Raw genomic sequence first — 16,179 nt, 5'->3', positions numbered from 1 at the left:
CAAGCATGTGTCAATTAAACTTTACAACTTTGCTGTCAGGACGCCGTGCCACCACGACCGAGGTGATGAAGGAGCGCGCCGCGTGCGGTCCTTCGAGTCCAACAAAGCCGGCCTCCTTGCACAGGGCGCCGATGCGCCGGGCGGACCGGACCCGGCCGGTGCCCATCGACATGGTGTAAAAGGAAAAATAGACATCCGTCGCCCGATCCGGACGCGCGCCGCCCGACATCGGCTCCGATATGATCAGGCGCCCACCGGGCGGCAGGGCCTCCAGCGCGGCAGCCAGCAGGGCGCGCACGGTCGCGTCGTCGTGATCGTAAAGCACTCGCACCAACGAGATGGCATCGGCCCCCCGGGGCAAGAGGTCATCGCGGAAACTGCCGGGGGACAGGGCGACTCGGTCCGCCAGACCGGCGCGGCCCAGTTCCGCCTCTGCCAGCGGCATGACCCCCGGCAGATCGAACAGAACACCCTGCAGACCGCGATGGCGTCGCAGGGCTTCGGCCAGAAAAACCCCGGCACCGCCACCCACATCCATCAGCCGCGTGACCCCGTTCAGCGAAACGGCCCGCAGGGTGTCCTGCGCCACCAGCCGCTGCGACCGGGACATCAGATCGGAGTAGCGGGCAGAAACCTCTGGCGGGATGTCTCCGGTCTGGCCAAGAACGTAGGGCCAGAAATGCGCCATCTGCGTCTCCGCCTCTCCGCGCAAGAGCGCGACCGGGTCGGCCATGTCGTCGTAAAAGGCGCGGTTGTGGCGAATCATCCCGGTCAGACCGGGGACACCAAGGATCGCCGCCCCCTTGCGGGCCAGGCCAAAGGCGCCATCGCGCCGCCGCCGCAACAGGCCCAGCGCCGCCCCGGCCTGCAAGAGCGCCGCCATGCGATCCGGTGCAATGCCGGTTTCGGCGCCCAGCACGTCTGGCGGCTCGGCCCCGTCCAGCAGGCGTTCCAGCAAGCCCAGCTCGACCAGAGCGGACAGCACCTGCGCTGAGACGAAGCCTTGCAAAACGTCGAAGATCTCTGCCCCGTCACGACGGGCGAGGCGGGCGCCGAAGGGCAGCCGCCCCGCCCAGTCCTGCACCCCGGGGCGCGCCACCAGCCTCGCCAGCCAGCCGCCGCGCCGTCTGCGGCGCAAGCCGGGCTGGTCGGCGGAGGCAACCACCGGTTCAGCCCCGGTAGCGCGCGGGCACCGCGGGCATGATCTTGTCCGCCTGGTGGCTGACCATCTGCGCCAGCATGGCCTCTCCCGGGCATGACGGGATCGAGGCAATGGCCGCCGCAAGGATCTTGGACAGGTGATCGACAGCGCCACCAATGCCCATTTCGCAGACCGCGTTGGGGCGCCCGTGCAAGTCGTCCTGCCCCACGGGCTTGCCCAGCGACGCCTCGTCCAGCAAGGCATCGCGCAGGTCGTCAGCCACCTGGAAGGCCTCTCCGATGAGGGCGCCAAGGTCCAGCCATTCCTCGGAGGGATGGCCCGAGGCGATGGCGCCCATCTCCGTGGCTGCGATGAACAGCGCCGCCGTCTTGGAGCGGTGGTAAGCGCCAAGGTCGATCTCTGCCTCGCTTTCCCAGCCCTGCCCGGCGCAGATACCGTTTGGCATCCCCGTGCGCCGGCTGAGCGCCAACAGCAGTTGTGCGCCCCGGCCGGGATGATCCACTGTCGCCCGCGCCAGCACCTCGAAAGCAAGGATGATGAGGCTGTCGCCGGTCAGCACCGCCAACGGCTCGGAATAGGCGCGATGCACGGACGGTTTCCCGCGCCGCAGGTCCGCATCGTCGAAACAGGGCAGATCGTCATGCACAAGGCTTGCGCAATGGATCAGCTCCAGCGCGGCAGCGGCGGCATCGGCCAGCGCCGGGCGGTCATCGCCACAGGAGGTGGCCACTGACAAGAGGATCGTCGGACGGATGCGTGCGCCGCCGGGCTGAGTGGCATATGGCAGGGCAGAGGCCAGTTTCGCCGGGGCCGATCCCCCTTGCGACAGCGCCAGCGCCCGGGCAATCGCCCTTTCGATCCGTGCGGTCATGGGCATTGCACACCTCCGAAGTGTAATTCATTAATTACATTCATAGTGTAAATTACAATGGACACATTGAGACCCCGAGTCAATAATTGCCGCATGACAGTTTCCGGGTTCAGCACAGACCAGGGGCGCGACGTCCTCATCGTCGGGGCCGGGATCGGCGGGCTGGCCGCCGCCGCGCGGCTGGCCCATGCCGGTTTGCGCGTCACGGTGGTCGAACGAGCCGCCACCTCGGGCGGCAAGATGCGCAGCCTGCCCTCACCCGCCGGGCCGGTGGACGCGGGCCCGACCGTTCTGACCCTGCGCCCGGTGCTGGACGACCTGTTCGCCAGCCTTGGAGAGAGACTGGATGCACACCTCGACCTGATCCGCCAACCGCTGATCGCACGGCATTTCTGGCCGGACGGCTCGCAGCTGGACCTCTTCGACACCGAGCTTGAAACCCATGAGGCGCTACGCGCCTTTGGCGGCGCCCGCGCCGTGGCGCAGTTCCAGGCCTTTTGCGACAGGGCGCGCGGTCTGTTCGAGGCCTTTGACGGGCCAGTGATGCAGGCGGCCGACCCATCTTTGACCGCACTTGCCGCCCAGACCCTGCGCAATCCCGGCCTGTTGCGAAGCATGGCCCCGCACCGCAGCCTTGCCGCCCTGCTGGACAGAACATTCGACGACCCACGCCTTGCGCAGCTCTTCGGGCGCTATGCCACCTACGTCGGCGCCTCGCCCTACCGCGCCCCAGCCCTGCTGTCGCTGGTCTGGCAGGCGGAATACGCGGGCGTCTGGAAAATCGCGGGCGGGATGCACCGGCTGGCCCGCGCGCTGGAAGCCATCGCCTGGGCGCGCGGCGCACGGTTCTGTCACAACGCCCATGTGACGCGGATCAATATCACTGAGGGCGGCGCGCAGGGGGTGACCCTGGCGGATGGCACGAGGCTGCGGGCGAACCGGGTGCTCTTCAACGGCGATCCGCGCGCGCTGGCGACGGGTGCACTGGGATCGGGGGCCATTCCCGCCGGCGGCCAAAGCGCGCGGCGGCGCCGCAGTCTTTCGGCGCAGGTCTGGGCCTTTGCGGCGCGGATCCAGGGGCCGGAGCTGGCCCATCACAACGTCTTTTTCCGCGCCGACCCAAGACCCGAGTTCGAGGCCCTGGCGCGTGGCGCGCTGGTGCCGGACCCCACGCTTTACCTCTGCGCGATGGACAGGGGCGGCCCCGCGCCGCCGCCAGATCTGGAACGGTTCGAGATCATCGCCAACGCGCCCCCGCTTCCCGCCCCCGACCAGGAGCCTGACCAATGCCGCACCCGTTGTTTCGACACGCTGGCCAGGGCGGGGCTGAGCTTTGCCCCGATGCCGGGACCGCAAAGCCTGACCACACCGAGGGGCTTGGAGAGCCTGTTTCCAGCCTCGCAAGGCGCGCTATACGGGCAGAGCCCGGAGGCGCTGATGGCGGCCTTTCAGAGACCGAAGGCGCGCAGCCCGGTGCCGGGTCTTTACCTGGCGGGGGGCGGGGCACACCCGGGGGCGGGCGTGCCGATGGCCATACTCTCCGCCCGGCACGCGGCCGAGGCGATCTTGAAGGACCGAACTTTTCCCTCGCCGTGCCGCCAAACGGCTACGCCTGGTGGTACATCGACGGAATCCGCGACGGTGGCGGGCGGGCGGTCAGCATCATCGCCTTCATAGGCTCGGTCTTTTCGCCCTGGTACGCCTGGTCCGGACGGCGCGACCCGGAAAACCACGTTTGCCTGAATGTCGCCACTTACGGGCCCGGCGGCCGATTTGCCATGACGGACCGGGGGCGCGACGCGCTGCGGCAAACGTCTCAGAGCATGACCATTGGCCCCTCCTCGCTCCGTTGGCAGGACGGCCAGCTGGAGGTCTTGATCGACGAGCGCGGCGCGCCGCCGATGTTCGGGCGCCTGCGCGGACGCATCACCGTGACGCCTTCGGCGGTGACGCAGGTCGAACTGCCCCTGACGCCGGACGGCGCGCATGTCTGGCGGCCATTCGCCCCGACCTGCCGGATCGCGGTCGACCTGGATGCGCCCGGCTGGCGCTGGCAGGGGCACGGCTATTTCGACGCCAATTTCGGCACCCGCGCGCTGGAAGAGGATTTCGACAGCTGGACCTGGGGGCGATTTCCCACCGGCACCGGCAGCAACTGCTTCTATGACGCCATACGGCGGGACGGATCGACACTTGCCGCTGCGGTCCGCTTTGACGCGGACGGCGCGGCCTGCGCTGTGGAACCGCCGCCCCCGGCGCGCTTGCGTCGCTCGCTCTGGCAGGTGGCGCGGCAGACGCGGGCCGATCCCGGCCATGCGCCCCGCCAGGTGCAGAACATGCTGGATGCGCCGTTCTATAGCCGCAGCATGGTGACAACCCGGCTGGACGGAGTGGAAACGACCGGCGTGCACGAGGCACTGGACCTGCGCCGCTTCCGGTCCCCGCTGCTCAAGCCAATGCTGGCGTTGCGCGTGCCGCGACGGGCGCGCTGGCCCTTCGACCCGGGCCGTTGAGCGGTTCAGGCAGGCGCCACGTTCGGGTTGCGGCGCAGGACCGAAAGGTTCAGCGCCCAGGCCACCGAAACCCAGCAGAGGTAGGGCACAAAGGCCAGTCCCGCCCAGCTATCCACTTGCCAGAGCGCGACCATCCCGGCTGCGACAGAAACCCACAATGCGCTGAGCACGATCAGCCCGGCCCGCATCCGCCGCAGCCCGAAAAAGACAGGCGTCCACAGGGTGTTGAGCGCGATCTGCAGCGCCCAGAGCGCAAGCGCCAGGCCATTGTCCGGCGCCAGCGCCACACGCGCGCCCGCAAAGGCGATCAGCAGGTAGAGCGTCGTCCAGGCCACGGGAAAGAGCCAATCCGGCGGCGTCCAGCGCGGCTTGTCCAGCGACCTGTACCAGTCGCCCGGCGGGAACATCCCGCCAGTGGCCCCGGCCGAGAAACAGGCCGCCAGAAAGATGATGAAGAGAATCCAGAACATGAAGTCTTACCTAGCGGCGCGCATGGGTGGCATCAACGGTGCGCGGCGGTTTTGCTCCTGCAACTTAAGCGCAACCAGCGCCTGGTGCAGGTTCTCGCTCCAGTCCGGCGCGGCGTCCTTGGCGGCGGCGCGAACCAGAAACTCCGTTTCCGGCAAGGCGCGCGCATGGATCACCGCCGAGCGCGGCAAAGCCACCGTCAGCCCCGCGCGGAGGCTGGAGAGCATCAACCAACCCAGTTTCTGGCCGCCCGAGGTCCGGGCACGGCGGGTGACGGAATCAAACCCGTTACGCGCCACCGAACCGCCGATCCCGGCATAGATGAACCGCGCCGCAAAGATCCCCGGGCGCGCCGACAGCGGCAGCGCGGCAATCCCGGCCTCTGAGCGATGATACAGCGCCCCGGCCTCGCGCAGCAGGCGCCGCAGGACAGCCGCCAACTCGGGCGTCGGTCTCGGGTCGCGCAACAGCTCGGCAAGATCGACGCCCGCCCCCGCCAGCCAGTCGGTCGGCAGGTAGAGCCGCCCCTCGCGCGCATCCTCACCCACGTCGCGGGCGATGTTGGTCAGCTGCATGGCAACGCCCAGGTCACAGGCCCTGGCCAGCGCATCCCGGTCGCGCACCCGCATCAGCACGCACATCATCGCCCCCACCGCCGAGGCGACACGGGCCGAATAGGCGCGCAGGTCCGACAAGGTGGCGTAGCGGCGTCCCATCGCGTCCCAGGCCAGCCCTTCAATCAGGGCATCGGGCAAGATGCGCGGCATGTCGAAATCCTCGATCACAGCGGCAAAGGCACGATCGGCAGGCGCGTTCAGCGGACGGCCCGCATAGGCCCGGTCCAGCCTGTCGTGCAGGCGCAGGACCGCATCCGCCTTTTCCTGCTGCAGGTCCACCGCGTCATCCGCCAGCCGGCAGAAGGCATAAAGCGCCAGCGCTGGCTCCCGCACTCTTGCGGGCAACAGGCGCGACGCCGCGTGGAAAGAGCGCGACCCATGCCGGATCGCCTCGACGCAATGGGCCATGTCCCGGGGCGCGATCATTGCGCCGCCACCGGCAGGTCCATGACCGGATGACCATCGGGCACCAGTTGGTCCAGGATCTCGGCGCTGCCGACAACCCCCGGCAGCCCCGCGCCGGGATGCGTGCCCGCCCCCACAAGGTAAAGCCCGCGCACCTCTTCGCTGATATTGTGGGGGCGGAACCAGGCGCTTTGCAGGATACGCGGCTCGATCGAGAAGGCGGCGCCATGCGGGCTGAGATACCTGTCCCGAAAGGTTTCCGGGGTAAAGACCAGCGACTCGGTCAGGTGCTCGGACAGGCCGGGCAACACTTCGCGCTCCATCACCTTGAGAACACGGTCCCGGTAGTGGCCTGCCATGTCCGACCAATCGACGGGCGCCTTGTGGCCAAGGTGCGGCACGGGGCTGAGCGCGTAAAAAGTGTCTCCGCCCTCGGGCGCCACACTGGGATCGGTGACGCTGGGGCGATGGATGTAAAGGCTCATGTCCTCTGACAGGTGGCCCTTGATGAAGATGTCGCGCAGCAGGCCGCGATAGCGGGGACCGTTGAGGATCGTGTGGTGCCCCACGTCGCGCCACTTGTCGCGCGTGCCCCGGGTGCCGAAATACCAGACAAACAGGCTCATCGACCAGCGCGTGCGCCGCAGGCGCGGCGTGGTCCAGCGGCGGCGGACGTGGCCGCGCAAGAGATGGTCGTAGGTATGCCCGGCATCGGCGTTGGAGACCACGATATCCGCTGAAACCTCCTCGCCCCCGGTCAGCCGGACGCCCCGTGCCCGCCCCTTCTCGACCCGGATCTCGTCGACCTCGGCGCGCTGGCGGATCAACCCGCCCTGATCGGTCACGACCTCTGCCATCGCCTCGGCGATCCGGGCCACGCCGCCCATCGCGTAATGCACGCCAAAGGCGGACTCGAGGTGGTTCACCAGGGCGTAGATCGAGGTGACATGGCAGGGATCTCCGCCGATGAAAAGTGGGTGGAAGGATAGCGCCATGCGCAGTCGTTCGTCCCGCACGCGGCGCGCCGCATGGCCATAGACCGACCGATCCGCCCGCAGGCGCGCGAAGGTCGGCAAGACTCGGATCAGGTCGGACAGGCGGTGCATCGGTCGGCGGCCCAGGTCCTCGAACCCGATCCGGTAGCGTTCTTCGCTGTCGCGCAGGAACCGGGTGTACCCCGCCAGGTCGCCGGGCGACAGGCGCGCCACCTCTTGCCGCATCGCCTCGGCATCCGGGCCAACGCGAAACCGGGACCCGTCCGGCCAGCGGATCTCGTAGAACGGGTCGAGCGGGCGCAGGGTCACGTCATCGTCGAAACGCCGCCCGCAGGCCGCCCAAAGATCGCGAAACACCTGCGGCACGGTGACGATGGTCGGCCCCAGATCAAAGCGGTGCCCGCCCTGGTGGATGGCCGACCCGCGCCCCCCGGGTGTCTCCAGCCGGTCGAGAACGGTGACGCGGTAGCCCCGCGCGCCCAGCCGCATTGCGGCGGCAAGCCCGCCCAGCCCGGCCCCGACGATCAGGGCCTTCGGGGCCCCGGGATCGACCGGCCTGTGCTTGTGAAAGGAGTCCGCGACTGCAAACATATTTCGAGCCTACATGTGTAAATCAAAATTGACAATCTCGCATTGCACCTCTTTTCCAGAGGGAAATTCCGTGTCAGGATACCCTGACACCAACCAAGAGGAGGAGAGGCCATCCAGGTCGTCAGCCTGAGCTTCTTTCGCTTTCCGCGCGGGGTCAGCCGGCTCTGGGCCTTTGCGATGATGGGCCTTGCCCGCCCGGCCATGCGCCGGACCAAGGGAATCGGTTTCTGGAAACTCTGCGGCTCGGGCACGGGCGAAGGGTTCACGCCGCTGCCGGAAACCGGTGTCTACGCGATCCTTGCCACCTGGCCTGACCTGGACTGCGCGCAACGGCAGACGCGCGATGCCCCGGTCTATCGCCGGTATAACGGGCGAGCGACAGAAAGCTGGACGCTGTTCCTCTCCCCGATCTCGGCCCGCGGGGCCTGGTCGCGGCAAACCCCGTTCGAGGTGGGGGACACCACTCCCGGCCCCGGCCCCGTCGCGGCACTCACCCGCGCGACGCTGCGGATGTCGACTCTCTGGCGCTTCTGGCACCGGGTGCCGGACATCAGCGCCGCCATCGGCGCCGATCCCTCCGTCGTCTTCAAGGTCGGCATCGGAGAGGTGCCCCTGCTGCACCAGGTGACCTTTTCGATCTGGCCCGACAGCGCCAGCATGGCCCGCTTTGCCCGCGCCGACGGCCCCCATGCCCGCGCCATCCGCGCCGTGCGCGAGGGCGACTGGTTCCGCGAGGAACTCTACGCCCGGTTCCATATCCTCGGCGCCAGCGGTCACTGGCCGGGCGGGCCTTCCCTGACACCAGCCGGACCGATGCAATGACCCAGAACTTTCCCTTTTCGGCCATCGTTGGCCAAGAGCAGATGAAACAGGCGATGATCCTGACCGCCATCGACCCCGGGCTTGGCGGCGTTCTGGTCTTTGGCGACCGGGGCACCGGCAAGTCCACCGCCGTGCGCGCGCTGGCCGCGCTCCTGCCCCCGATCACCGTTGTCGCCGGATGCCCGGTCAATTCCGAGCGGCTCGAGGACATCCCCGACTGGGCCGGGCCCGTGGACGGCACTCTGGCGGAACGCCCGACACCGGTCGTGGACTTGCCGCTGGGCGTGACAGAGGATCGCGTGACCGGTGCGCTGGACATCGAGCGCGCCCTGACCCGTGGCGAAAAAGCCTTTGAGCCGGGGCTGCTGGCGCGGGCCAACCGGGGGTATCTCTATATCGACGAGGTCAACCTGCTGGAGGATCACATCGTCGACCTGCTGCTGGACGTGGCGCAATCGGGACTCAACGCGGTCGAACGCGAGGGCCTGTCGATCCGCCACGCGGCGCGCTTTGTCCTTGTCGGCTCAGGCAACCCCGAAGAAGGCGAGTTGCGCCCACAACTGCTGGACCGCTTCGGCCTTTCGGTCGAGGTCCGCTCTCCCGACAGCATCGAGGAACGGGTCGAGGTCATCCGCCGCCGCCACGCCTATGAGACAGATCACGATGGCTTCATGGCCCGCTGGCAGGCCGAGAACGCGGCGTTGCGCACAGCCATCCTTGCCGCGCGTGCGGCCCTGGCCGGAACCGAGCCGACCGAAGAGGTGCTGACCGATTGCGCCCGGCTGAGCATGGCGCTGGGGGCCGACGGGTTGCGGGGCGAACTGACCCTTTTGCGCGCGGCGCGCGCCCAGGCGGCCTTTGAAGACAGCGCGATCACCCGCGATCACCTGCGCGGCGTGGCGCCATTGGCGCTAAGCCACCGATTGCGCCGCGATCCCCTGGACGAGGCGGGGTCGGCCGCGCGGGTGGCCCGCGTCGTCGCCGAGACCCTGCCATGATCACCGCGCCACCGGATTGGATTCGTGCGCAGCGGGCGCTTGCGGCCTTGGCCATCGATCCGGCGGGACTGGGCGGCATGGTCATCCGCGCCCGGCCCGGCCCGGTGCGTCAGCGGCTGGAACAGGCGCTGGAGACGCTGCCCCTGCCCCTACGCCGCGTCCACCCCAGGCTGGACGACATTCAGCTCTTTGGCGGGCTCGATGTCGCGGCCTCGCTTGCAGGGCGCGGACTGGTGCGGCAGGTGGGCCTCGCTGACCATGCCGCCGCGCTGGTCATGCCGATGGCAGAACGGGTGCCGCCCGGGCTGGCCGCACGCCTGGCCGGACTGCTGGATGGGGACAGAGGGCATTGCCTTGTCCTGCTGGACGAGGGCGCCGACCCGGACGAGACCGCGCCGCAGGTGCTGACCGACCGGCTGGCCTTTCACCTGGACCTGTCCGAGATCCGGGCCGGGGACGCCCTGCTGCGCCTGCCTGCACCGGCTGACCTGGATGCAGCCCGCGCGCGGCTCCCACGGGTCGAGGTGCCGGACGATCACCTTGCCCAGCTTGTCCACCTGGCCGCGCGCTTTGGCATCCACGGGCTGCGCACGCCACTGCTGGCCCTGCGCTGTGCCCGCGCGCTGGCGGCGCTCGATCTCCACGACCGCGCAACAGGCGACCACCTGCGCGAAGCGGCCGAGCTGGTCCTGCCCAGCCGCGCCACTCAGGTTCCCGAGGCACCGGACGAGGACGACAGCCCGGACCAGCCCCAGCAACAAGAAAGCGAAGCGCAGGGCGATGGCACCTCGATGCAGGACATCCCGGACGAGCTACTGGTCGAGGCCATTGCCGCCTGCCTGCCGCCGGACTTGCTGACCCGGCTGGACCGGGGCGGCAAGGCGCGCGGGGGCGGACAGGGTTTCGGCGCCGGGGGCAAACGCAAGGGCAACCGGCGCGGGCGTCCCCTGCCCTCGCGGCCCGGTCGCCCTGACGGACGCGCCCGGATCGACGTGGTGGCCACACTACGCGCAGCCGCGCCCTGGCAGCCCCTTCGGCGCGCGGCAATGCCCGGCACGACGCGCCTTGTCGTCCACCCGGGCGACCTGCGCCTGCGCCAGACCGAGGAACATTCCGACCGGCTTGTGATCCTGGCGGTCGACAGCTCTGGCTCTGCCGCGCTGGCCCGCATGGCCGAGGCCAAGGGCGCCGTCGAACTCTTGCTGGCGCAGGCCTACACCAAGCGCGATCTCGTGGCGCTGGTCACTTTCCGCGACACCCACGCCGACGTGCCGCTGCCGCCGACGCGGTCGCTGGTCCAGGCCAAGCGCCGTATCGCCGCCCTGCCCGGCGGCGGCGGCACACCACTGGCGGCAGGGCTGCGGGCGGTGCATGACCTGGCGCTGCAGGGGTTGCGCAACGGGCAGAGCCCTTGCCTGGCCCTGCTGACGGACGGGCGCGGCAACATCGCGCTGGACGGCAGCCCGGGCCGCACCGCAGCCGCCGCCGATGCGCGCGATATGGCCCGGCTATGGCAACGCCTCGGCCTGCCCGCCATCGTCATCGACACCGCCAACAGGCCCGGGGCCGAAGGCGCCGAGCTGGCAGCCTGGCTGGGCGCCCGCTACCTGGCCCTGCCGCGCGCCGACGCGCGGCGCATCAGCGCCGCTGCCGACGCTGCCCTGTCGCGGTAGCCGCCGTGGACTGGGACAGGGATTTGCCGACCTGGCCGCTCAACGCCCTGTCTCGGCGCATCGCCCAGCGCCCGCACCTCTGGCATGTGCAGGAAACCGGCTCCGGCGAAACGGTGCTTCTGCTGCACGGCGCGGGCGCTTCGACGCACAGTTGGCGCGACGTGATCCCCCTTCTGGCCGGGCGATACAGGGTGATCGCGCTGGACCTGCCCGGACAGGGATTTACCGGACTGGGCAGCCGCGCCCGTTGCAACCTGGCGCATATGACAGAGGACATCGCCGCGCTGTGTGACGCTCAGGGCTGGCGCCCCGCCGTGGTGATCGGCCATTCCGCAGGAGGCGCCATCGCCCTGAACCTGGCGCGCAGGTTGCAACCCGCGCCCGCCGTGATCTGCCTGAACGCCGCGCTGGGCCGCTTCGACGGAGCAGCGGGCTGGCTGTTTCCGATCCTGGCGAAACTGATGGCGGCGACGCCTTTGGCGGCGATGGCCTTCACGGCGGCGGGCGCCAGCCCGGCGCGCACCCGCCGCCTGATCGCCAGCACCGGCAGTCGGCTGAGCGACGCGGGCATCGATTATTACACTCGGCTGACCGCCGACCGAGAGCATGTGGACGGCACGTTGCAGATGATGGCCCGCTGGAACGTCGACCCGGTGCTAGACTGGCTGCCCCGGATCGAAACCCCTTGCCTGATGCTGGCGGCAGAGGGTGACCGGGCCGTCGATCCCGCCCTGTCGCGTCGCGCAGCCCAGCGCCTGCCACAGAGCAGCCACGTTTCCCTGCCCGGCCTGGGCCATCTTGCGCATGAAGAGGACCCGGGCGCCGTCATGCGCCCGGTTCTGGACTGGCTGTCGGACCTGCCCCCCGCCTTGGGAGCGGCCAGCCCAGCCCGGTGAGCCCTTACAGACCCACCGCCGCGAAGGCGCGGGCCAGCTTGTCGACCAGTTCCGCCGCCTGATCCTCTGTCAGGATGAAGGGCGGCGCCAGCAGGACATGCGCTCCCTGCTTGCCGTCGATGGTGCCGCCGCCCGGGTAGCAGATCAGCCCCTCGGCAAAGGCCGCCGCCTTGACCTGGGCATGGATCTTGCGCGCCGGGTCGATCGGCGCCTTGGTGGCCCGGTCCTGCACCAGTTCGAGGCCCAGGAACAGCCCCCGGCCCCGGATGTCGCCGACATGGGGGTGCTGGCCGAACCGCTCTTCGAGCAGCCCGCGCAGCACCGCGCCCATCGGATGCACTCGGCCCTGCAAGCCGTCCTTCACCAGCCGGTCCAGCACCGCACCCGCCGCTGCACAGGCGACCGGGTGGCCGACATAGGTGTGGCCGTGCTGGAAAAAGCCGCTGCCCCGCGCGATCACATCGTGCAGGGCCTCGGTGCAGAGCATCGCCCCGATGGGCTGGTATCCCGCGCCCAGCCCCTTGGCCACGCAGAGGATATCCGGCGCCACCCCGTCCTGTTCGCAGGCGAACAGCGTCCCGGTCCGGCCCATGCCGCACATGACCTCATCCAGGATCATCAGGATGCCGTGGCGATCACAAATCTCGCGGATGCGCTTGAAATAGCCGGGCACCGGGGGCACCGCGCCCAGCGTCGCGCCGACCACCGGCTCTGCCACGAAGGCCATGACACTTTCGGGTCCGACGCGCGCGATCTCTTCCTCGATCTCGGCGATCAGGCGGTCACAGTAGTCAGCCTCGGTCTCGCCTTCCTGCAAACCGCGATAGGCATAGCAGGGCGACACATGGCTGACCTCCATCAGGAGCGGCGCAAAGGGTTCGCGCCGCCAGGCGTTGCCGCCGGTGGCCAGCGCGCCCAGCGTGTTGCCGTGATAGCTCTGCCGCCGGGCGATGATGCGGCTGCGGCCCGCTTCGCCCCGCTCAAGGTGATACTGCCGCGCCAGTTTCAGCGCAGCCTCCATCGCCTCGGACCCGCCGGACACGAAATAGACGCGGTTCAGATCTCCCGGCGCCAGCGCCACCAGCCGATCGGCCAGCGCCTCGGCCGGGAGAGAGGTGAAGAACCCGGTATGGGCAAAGGCGACCTCGGCCAGCTGGCCCCGGATCGCCTCGGTAACATGGGCGTCGCCGTGGCCCAGACAGGACACGGCGGCGCCGCCGGAGCCGTCCAGGTAGGCCTTGCCGGACTGGTCATAGAGATAGGCCCCCTCGCCGCGGGAAACCGCGGGCGGCGCCGTGACGCTGCTGCGATGGAAGACATGGGACATGGGCGTTTTCTACCTTGCTTGGGTAAATTCCTCCGACCCGGTGGCGGGGGCCAGGGCGGATCGGAACTGACGGATATTGTCGGCGGTGCTGACGGCCAGAGAGCCATCGGGGCGGTGGATGTTGTTCTCGAACCCGATGCGGACATTGCCGCCGCGATTCGCGACCTCGACCAGCACCGCCTCTTCGGTGGGACCAAAGGCGCAGGCGGCCCAGTCGGGGAAGCCGCGTTCAAGCGCCTCGACGGCCTCGGGCACGGCATCAACACGGGCGGGAACCGGGGGTTCATAGGTGCCGAAAACCAGCAGCACCGAACAGTCCCCGGGTGGAATGACACCACCGGCACGAAAGCCGCGCAGGGTCTGCAAATCCCCCAGGTCATACAGGATGTGCTGCAGCGCGATCCCCGCCTCGTCGGCAAAGGCGTAAAGCCTGCCGGCGGTCTCGACATCTCGGGCCATTTCCCGGGTCGAGACGCTGGCGCCTTCGGGCACAACCTCGCGCAGACAGTCGAACTGCGCGGCGACCGAATAGCGGCCCACCGCCTCTGTCGTGATCTGGACGAACAGGCCCGGCGCGGCGCATTGCACCTCGGCGATGGCCTCGCGGTACAACACCTGGTCCAGCGAATGCCGGCCCAAGGTGTCGCGCACATGCATATGCAGCGCCCAGGCGCCGGCATCCTGGCAATCGCGCGCCTCTGCCGCCAGTTCTGACGCCGTCATCGGAAGGGCGAGATGATCCGATTTCGTCCGACGGGCGCCGTTCGGCGCGGCCATGATTTTCACGGAAGGTACGGATGACGCGAGGTCATGGCCCATGACAAAGGCACTTTTCGGCTAGGCTGCGAATGAGAGAAGCTGGCCACACTTGAAACATATGTTTCCAATCTTGACAACAATTAAAACATATGAAACACGCTGAAACAGTCGAAACGGTCCAGGAGAGCGGATGCCCGCCAAGCGTCTCGAAGCGCGCATTGCGCACCGCTACGGCGGGTTGAGCCACAAGTTGAGGGAGGCGGCGGACTACGTGATCGCCCATCCCGTCGAGGTGGCCACCCGTTCGCTGCGGTCGGTTTCGGCAGCCAGCGCCGTGTCCCCCGCCACCTTCTCCCGGCTGGCGCGGGCGCTGGAGTTCACCAGCTACGAAGAGTTGCGCGAACTCTCGCGACAGGCCATCGGCGACCAGGTGGTGTCCTTTGCCGAAAAGGCGGCGCAGTTGCAGACCCCCGGCGAGGAAGATGCTTCCATGCTGGACCGGCAGGCGGGCGCCTGCATGTCGAATATCGCCGGTCTGGTCCAGGGGATCGACCACGACCGCCTGCAAGAGGCAGTGGACGCCCTGGCGCGGGCGCGCCGCGTGACCGTTTTCGGGGCCTTCGCCTCACATGGGATCGCCGAGCATCTTGCCTACCTGGCCAATTATTTCCAGTCCGACTGGACCGTCCTGTCGCGTGCGGGCAGCGCGCTTTCGGCGGCGATCGGACTGATGGAACCGGGCGACGTTTTCCTGGTCATCACCAAGACGCCCTACGCCCGCCGCGCCGTCCTTGCCACGCAGATGGCACGCGAAAGCGGCGCAACGACACTCGTTCTGACCGACAGTCATACAAGCCCGGCATTGATGTATGCCGACTTTGGCTTTTGCGTTCCGTCGGACAGCCCGCAGTTCTTTTCCTCTTACGTGGCGACACTTGCGCTCATGGAAACTCTGGTTGCGATGCTGGTCGCGCAGTCCGAAGATGACATAGGCGAAAAGATTCGCCTGGTAGAGGAAAGAAACCGACGCCTGGGAGACTTCTGGGCGGATGAGACCTCACCATAACGACAACAGGAGAGAAAGTTATGTTCGATAATGTGAAACTCGGCGCCGTCGTGGCCCTGGGTGTGGCGTGCGCGGCACCGATGGCTTCGGCGCAGGAGTTCATCTCGATCGGAACCGGCGGTGTGACAGGCGTCTACTATCCCACCGGTGGCGCGATCTGCCGTCTCGTGAACAAGTCCCGCAAAGAGCACGGCATCCGCTGTGCGGTCGAATCCACCGGCGGGTCTGTCTACAACATCAACACCATCAAGGCAGGCGAGCTGGAATTCGGCGTCGCCCAGTCCGACTGGCAGTACCATGCCTACAACGGCACCTCGAAATTCTCCGACAATCCCTTCCCCGAAATCCGCGCGGTGTTCTCGGTCCACCCCGAGCCCTTCACCCTGCTGGTACGTGGCGACAGCGGCATCACGGACTTCGAAGGCCTCAAGGGCAAGCGCGTGAACGTCGGCAACCCCGGTTCGGGCCAGCGCGCCACCATGGAAGTGGTGATGGACGCCTTCGGTATCACCATGGACGATCTCGCGCTCGCGACCGAGTACAAGGGCTCGGAAATGGCCAAGCAGCTTTGCGACGGCAACATCGACGCGATGATCTACACCATCGGCCACCCGGCCGCCGCCATCAAGGAAGCGGCCACCACCTGTGACGTCAAACTGGTCGACGTCGTGGGCGAGCCGATCGACAAGCTGGTCGCAGACAACCCCTACTACCGCGTCGCGACGATCCCGGCGGGCATGTACTCGGGCAACGACGAGGACACCACGACCTTTGGCGTCGGCGCCACCTTCGTCACCTCGGCCGATGTCTCCGAGGACGTGGTCTACGTGGTCGCCAAGTCGGTGATGGAAAACATCGACGACTTCCGCCAGCTGCACCCGGCCTTCGCCAACCTGGAGCCGGCGCAGATGGTCAAGGACGGCCTCAGCGCCCCGCTGCATCCGGGCGCCGAGAAGGCCTACAAGGAACTGGGCCTGATCGAGTAATCCTCGGGCCACGGACGGCGGCAGGGCAAC

General features: G+C 68.4%; 15 protein-coding genes. 8 read left to right on the top strand and 7 right to left on the bottom strand.

The window, feature by feature from the left end; genetic code table 11:
* Nucleotides 1–10: 10 nt before the first annotated feature.
* Together KZZ07_RS17595 and KZZ07_RS17590 are read right to left on the bottom strand one after the other, a co-directional pair.
* Nucleotides 11–1,165 carry a methyltransferase gene (locus KZZ07_RS17595; RefSeq protein WP_370631197.1) on the bottom strand — a complete coding sequence of 385 codons (1,155 nt, stop codon included), beginning with the start codon at nucleotides 1,163–1,165 and terminating at the stop codon, nucleotides 11–13.
* 4 nt (nucleotides 1,166–1,169) lie between these two features.
* Nucleotides 1,170–2,039, bottom strand: coding sequence for a polyprenyl synthetase family protein (locus KZZ07_RS17590; RefSeq protein WP_219516129.1), 870 nt, complete (start codon nucleotides 2,037–2,039; stop codon nucleotides 1,170–1,172).
* An 87-nt stretch (nucleotides 2,040–2,126) separates the two neighbouring features.
* Between KZZ07_RS17590 and crtD the strand changes: the two genes are divergently transcribed.
* Together crtD and crtC are read left to right on the top strand one after the other, a co-directional pair.
* Nucleotides 2,127–3,710, top strand: coding sequence for a 1-hydroxycarotenoid 3,4-desaturase CrtD (gene crtD, locus KZZ07_RS17585; protein WP_219516128.1), 1,584 nt, complete (start codon nucleotides 2,127–2,129; stop codon nucleotides 3,708–3,710).
* Nucleotides 3,626–4,546 carry a carotenoid 1,2-hydratase gene (gene crtC, locus KZZ07_RS17580; protein ID WP_500862243.1) on the top strand — a complete coding sequence of 307 codons (921 nt, stop codon included), beginning with the start codon at nucleotides 3,626–3,628 and terminating at the stop codon, nucleotides 4,544–4,546. The genes crtD and crtC overlap by 85 nt, the downstream gene beginning before the upstream one ends.
* Nucleotides 4,547–4,551: 5 nt before the next feature.
* Here the strand turns inward: crtC and tspO are convergent, their stop codons facing one another.
* The 3 genes from tspO to KZZ07_RS17565 are packed head-to-tail and all read right to left on the bottom strand — an operon-like array spanning nucleotide 4,552 to nucleotide 7,622.
* Nucleotides 4,552–5,016 carry a tryptophan-rich sensory protein TspO gene (gene tspO, locus KZZ07_RS17575; RefSeq protein WP_219516127.1) on the bottom strand — a complete coding sequence of 155 codons (465 nt, stop codon included), beginning with the start codon at nucleotides 5,014–5,016 and terminating at the stop codon, nucleotides 4,552–4,554.
* A gap of 6 nt (nucleotides 5,017–5,022) precedes the next feature.
* Complete coding sequence (gene crtB, locus KZZ07_RS17570) at nucleotides 5,023–6,057, bottom strand: 15-cis-phytoene synthase (protein WP_219516126.1); 1,035 nt, start codon at nucleotides 6,055–6,057, stop codon at nucleotides 5,023–5,025.
* Complete coding sequence (locus KZZ07_RS17565; protein ID WP_219516125.1) at nucleotides 6,054–7,622, bottom strand: phytoene desaturase; 1,569 nt, start codon at nucleotides 7,620–7,622, stop codon at nucleotides 6,054–6,056. The genes crtB and KZZ07_RS17565 overlap by 4 nt, the downstream gene beginning before the upstream one ends.
* A gap of 111 nt (nucleotides 7,623–7,733) precedes the next feature.
* Here KZZ07_RS17565 and crtA point away from each other — a divergent pair, with 111 nt between their 5' ends.
* From crtA to bchO, 4 genes are read left to right on the top strand one after another with little or no spacing between them, the layout of a single operon-like run.
* Entirely contained in the window at nucleotides 7,734–8,444 is a 711-nt protein-coding gene (gene crtA / locus KZZ07_RS17560) for a spheroidene monooxygenase (protein ID WP_219516147.1), read from the top strand.
* Entirely contained in the window at nucleotides 8,441–9,442 is a 1,002-nt protein-coding gene (bchI, locus tag KZZ07_RS17555) for a magnesium chelatase ATPase subunit I (RefSeq protein WP_219516124.1), read from the top strand. Before crtA ends, bchI begins: the two co-directional genes overlap by 4 nt.
* Nucleotides 9,439–11,115, top strand: a complete 1,677-nt coding sequence (locus tag KZZ07_RS17550) for a magnesium chelatase subunit D (RefSeq protein WP_219516123.1) — start codon at nucleotides 9,439–9,441, stop codon at nucleotides 11,113–11,115. Before bchI ends, KZZ07_RS17550 begins: the two co-directional genes overlap by 4 nt.
* A 23-nt stretch (nucleotides 11,116–11,138) precedes the next feature.
* Entirely contained in the window at nucleotides 11,139–12,011 is an 873-nt protein-coding gene (gene bchO, locus KZZ07_RS17545; RefSeq protein WP_255564423.1) for an alpha/beta fold hydrolase BchO, read from the top strand.
* A 4-nt stretch (nucleotides 12,012–12,015) separates the two neighbouring features.
* On the opposite strand, the gene KZZ07_RS17540 is transcribed toward bchO, so the two are convergent.
* Complete coding sequence (locus tag KZZ07_RS17540) at nucleotides 12,016–13,338, bottom strand: aspartate aminotransferase family protein (protein WP_219516119.1); 1,323 nt, start codon at nucleotides 13,336–13,338, stop codon at nucleotides 12,016–12,018.
* Nucleotides 13,339–13,347: 9 nt separating this feature from the next.
* Nucleotides 13,348–14,115 (bottom strand): beta-keto acid cleavage family enzyme, encoded by a 768-nt coding sequence (locus KZZ07_RS17535; RefSeq protein ID WP_219516118.1) that lies wholly within the window; start codon nucleotides 14,113–14,115, stop codon nucleotides 13,348–13,350.
* A 172-nt stretch (nucleotides 14,116–14,287) separates the two neighbouring features.
* Between KZZ07_RS17535 and KZZ07_RS17530 the strand changes: the two genes are divergently transcribed.
* Complete coding sequence (locus tag KZZ07_RS17530; RefSeq protein ID WP_219516117.1) at nucleotides 14,288–15,163, top strand: MurR/RpiR family transcriptional regulator; 876 nt, start codon at nucleotides 14,288–14,290, stop codon at nucleotides 15,161–15,163.
* A gap of 20 nt (nucleotides 15,164–15,183) precedes the next feature.
* Nucleotides 15,184–16,149 (top strand): TAXI family TRAP transporter solute-binding subunit, encoded by a 966-nt coding sequence (locus tag KZZ07_RS17525; RefSeq protein ID WP_219516116.1) that lies wholly within the window; start codon nucleotides 15,184–15,186, stop codon nucleotides 16,147–16,149.
* The last annotated feature ends 30 nt before the right edge of the window (nucleotides 16,150–16,179 follow it).

This window comes from Mameliella sp. CS4, assembly GCF_019392335.1.
Classification (GTDB): Bacteria; Pseudomonadota; Alphaproteobacteria; order Rhodobacterales; family Rhodobacteraceae; genus Antarctobacter.
Note: the sequence above shows the minus strand (reverse complement) of the source record. Positions and strands in the feature narration are given on the sequence as shown.